This window comes from Pseudoroseicyclus aestuarii (assembly GCF_003217255.1).
GTDB lineage: Bacteria > Pseudomonadota > Alphaproteobacteria > Rhodobacterales > Rhodobacteraceae > Pseudoroseicyclus > Pseudoroseicyclus aestuarii.
In genome coordinates this window covers 1-2,847 of the sequence record NZ_QJTE01000021.1, presented here as the reverse complement: position 1 = coordinate 2,847, position 2,847 = coordinate 1, and the positions used below count along the sequence as shown (strand labels likewise).

Sequence of the window (2,847 nt, the reverse complement as noted above, 5' to 3'; positions counted from 1 at the left end):
AGGTGGCGCTGACACCGGCGCAGGTGGAGATGGGCCGGCACTACGCCGCGCTCTTCGAGCGGTGCGAGGCCAGCGACATGCGCGGCTCCTCGATGGAGATGACCGGCGGCCGCTCCGCCGGCGCCCGCGGCGGCGACGTGAACGAGGCGCGGCTGGAGGAGCGGCGGCGGCTGGTGGCGCTGCAGCGCCGGATCGGCGACGGGGTGGCGATGCCGATCCGCCGGGTGCGGCCGTCGAAGCGAGGCGCGGACGCCAGGCCGCGGCGGGCGATCAGCGACCGGCAGCTGGTCGACGGCGTCTTCGTCGAGGGGCTGACGATCTCGGGCCTGCTGAAGAAGCACAACTGGGGCCTGGGCGGCGCCACGGTGCAGGCTGCGACGGCAGCGCTCGCCGCGGCCCTCGACCGGCTCTCGGGCCCCGCCCCGCGCCCGCGGATGGAGGCGGCCTTCTACGGCACCCGCGCCAGTTGGCCGGTGGAGGAGGAGGCCTGATCGGTAGCGCCGAGCACCGGCGGCGGCAGGCAAGCCGGACCGGCACCGGCTGACCGGATGGAGAGGCCAGCGGCGGCGGCGGTCGGGGCAGCGGTTCCCGCCGCCGCGCGGGGAGCGCCCACGAGCTTCAGCCGACGCGAACCTGGGGGTCCGGGATGTCGCCAACCCGGAGCACCTCTTCTGCCGGTCCGAAACTGTCGTAGAATGCGGCCCGCATGTCGTTTCCCTTTCCTCGGCGCGCAAGCGGCTCAAGCCGACTGGCTAACATCCGCTGTCAGCGGTACCAGCTGAAGGGCCTTGCCGCCCAGCTTGGGCGCAAGCTTCTGCTGCACCGCGACGATGGCGGGCAAAGGACGCCACGCAACGGTCATGCCGTCGACCAAGCCCTCTTCGTTCAGGTGCATGTGATCCATGCCGTCGATGACGTGTTCACCGAAGCGGACCGTGAACACAGCGACGAAATCTGCACCGTCGCGAAGCAGCCGCTTGGGTTCGAACGCGTCGATCGTGCCGAGTAGCGCTTCAAGTACGGAGGCCACGGCGTCTCTGCCGCGAAAGGGCGCAGGGATGATCGGGCTGTGGATCACGACGTCTTCCGCCATGTGTGGCTTGGTGGCCGCCACGTCGCGGCTTCCCATGGCAGCCAGGTATGCATCGAGATGATCGGTGCTGATCATGTTTAGGTTCCTGTTGGAAGGCCTCGGCAGCGGAGACCGTGTGGTGATTGTCGAAGATGCGGCGAAGTGGCGCTCGAGGTGGGACTACGAGGCTTAGGCCGCGACGGAGACTCCGCCTCCCGAAACGATGGCGTTCCAATTTGTCGTGCTCATCAGCCGCAACTCTTTTACCGGCTGATACTCAGGGCTATCATAGAACCCCATTGCCGCCTCCTCTGAGGGGAAGGCGATTACTACACTCATGCCCGGCTCGGGTCCTTCCAAGCCCTTCGGCGCGTCATTCGCGAACAAGATCTCGCCGCCGTGTTTCGTGATGATCGGTTTCACGGCTACGGTGTAACGGACGAACTGATCGCGGTCGGTAATGTCAAAACGGTTTACGAGATAGCCCGCCATGGCTGTTCCCTTTCGATGATTGGCATCTTCGAGATATGCCCTTCACCGGCAGTCGTTTAGCGCCAGAATGATCCATGGCAGTCGTGACATCGTGTCCGCATTACGTCTCTGCGACTAGCGGCTGGGCGGACTGTCCAGCGTGTTAGCCCTGCTTTTCAAAAATGATATGAGATCTTTGACCCGGCCCGGGACTTGTGGCGAGTCTCGACGCAGAATCGTCATGGGGCTGCGCAACACGCGCCATTCTGGTAGGATCTCGACGACGCCTTTCTGGCCGACGCCGGTTGATGCTAACCATGATGGGCACCATCCGACACCCATCCCCAGCGTCACTGCGTGCCAAACGCTCTCTGCATCGTCGAGTATGAGCGAACAGTCGAAGCCAAAGCGATCAGCTTTCTTTGAGCCCGGCTCAGCGGCAAACCACCACGGCTCCACAAGCCCCGTACCCCGATTTCGGAAGCCGATGGTGGTGTGTTCCTTAAGGTCGGCGGGCGCCCGTGGCGCGCCACGGGCCTCCAAGTACGCAGACGAGGCGCAGGTGACCCAATCAAAGTCGAACCATTTCTGTCGAAGGTGTCCTGGAACGCCGCTTATCTCGCCCGCGCGCAAGGCTAAATCGATACCGGCATCTGCAAGATCGACCATCTCATCGGATGCCCGGACATCTACGATCACTTGCGGATGCGCGATTTGGAAATCCGCAAGGATGGGCAGAAGCAGGCTTCGGGCGAATGCAACGGGAGCGGTCAGTCTGACGCGTCCCCGCGCATCGTCCTCCGATGCTAGGGTCAGCGATGAGCGGAGGTGATCGAGGCCTTCCGCGACCGCACGAACAGCGTCGATCACTTGTTCGCCGGCATCGGTCAACGCCAGATTGTGCGTCGACCTGTGCAGCAGTCGCACGCCCTGCGCGTCCTCCAGGCGAGCGATCGTCTTGGACACACCGGAAGGGGTCATTCCCAAAGTTCGTCCGGCCGCGGCGAAACTGCCCGCGTCTACGACGGCGATCAGGCATCGAAGCTGCACGCTGGAGGGCTCTACGAAGACTCGTGTCATTAGGTGCAGACTACGGACCGACGCCGACGGGCGCGACTAAATAATAGTCTCGCCACCCGCGGTCTCAAGGAGGCTCGCGCGATTGATCACAAGTCTGCCCTCGCGACCTTGGACATGAAGGGGTTTGTGTGGGATGCTGCCGGTCCCGTGGACAGCAGGTTAAGGTAGCACCGAGCGTTCCTCGAACTCCATCGGGCTGAGATAGCCCAGTTTCGAGTGGCGGC

The 2,847-nt window shown here is 64.2% G+C and carries 3 protein-coding genes and 1 pseudogene; 1 reads left to right on the top strand and 3 read right to left on the bottom strand.

The window, feature by feature from the left end; genetic code table 11:
• Nucleotides 1-491: pseudogene (locus DFP88_RS17185) on the top strand (hypothetical protein); the annotation flags it as partial.
• A gap of 248 nt (nt 492-739) precedes the next feature.
• Here DFP88_RS17185 and DFP88_RS16715 read toward each other — a convergent pair.
• The 3 genes from DFP88_RS16715 to DFP88_RS16705 all read right to left on the bottom strand — a co-directional run bounded on the left by DFP88_RS16715 (nt 740) and on the right by DFP88_RS16705 (nt 2,623).
• Entirely contained in the window at nt 740-1,168 is a 429-nt protein-coding gene (locus DFP88_RS16715) for a nuclear transport factor 2 family protein (RefSeq protein WP_110815829.1), read from the bottom strand.
• A 93-nt stretch (nt 1,169-1,261) separates the two neighbouring features.
• Nucleotides 1,262-1,564 (bottom strand): DUF1330 domain-containing protein, encoded by a 303-nt coding sequence (locus tag DFP88_RS16710; protein WP_110815828.1) that lies wholly within the window; start codon nt 1,562-1,564, stop codon nt 1,262-1,264.
• 114 nt (nt 1,565-1,678) lie between these two features.
• The gene (locus tag DFP88_RS16705) at nt 1,679-2,623 is read right to left on the bottom strand and encodes a LysR family transcriptional regulator (RefSeq protein WP_110815827.1); all 945 of its coding nucleotides are present in this window, start codon (nt 2,621-2,623) and stop codon (nt 1,679-1,681) included.
• Nucleotides 2,624-2,847 lie beyond the last annotated feature (224 nt).

Bases quoted from the DNA above. Each gene is read 5' to 3' on its own strand.
- DFP88_RS16715 (WP_110815829.1), bottom strand. From the start codon at position 1,168: ATGATCAGCACCGATCATCTCGATGCATACCTGGCTGCCATGGGAAGC.
- DFP88_RS16710 (WP_110815828.1), bottom strand. From the start codon at position 1,564: ATGGCGGGCTATCTCGTAAACCGTTTTGACATTACCGACCGCGATCAG.
- DFP88_RS16705 (WP_110815827.1), bottom strand. From the start codon at position 2,623: ATGACACGAGTCTTCGTAGAGCCCTCCAGCGTGCAGCTTCGATGCCTG.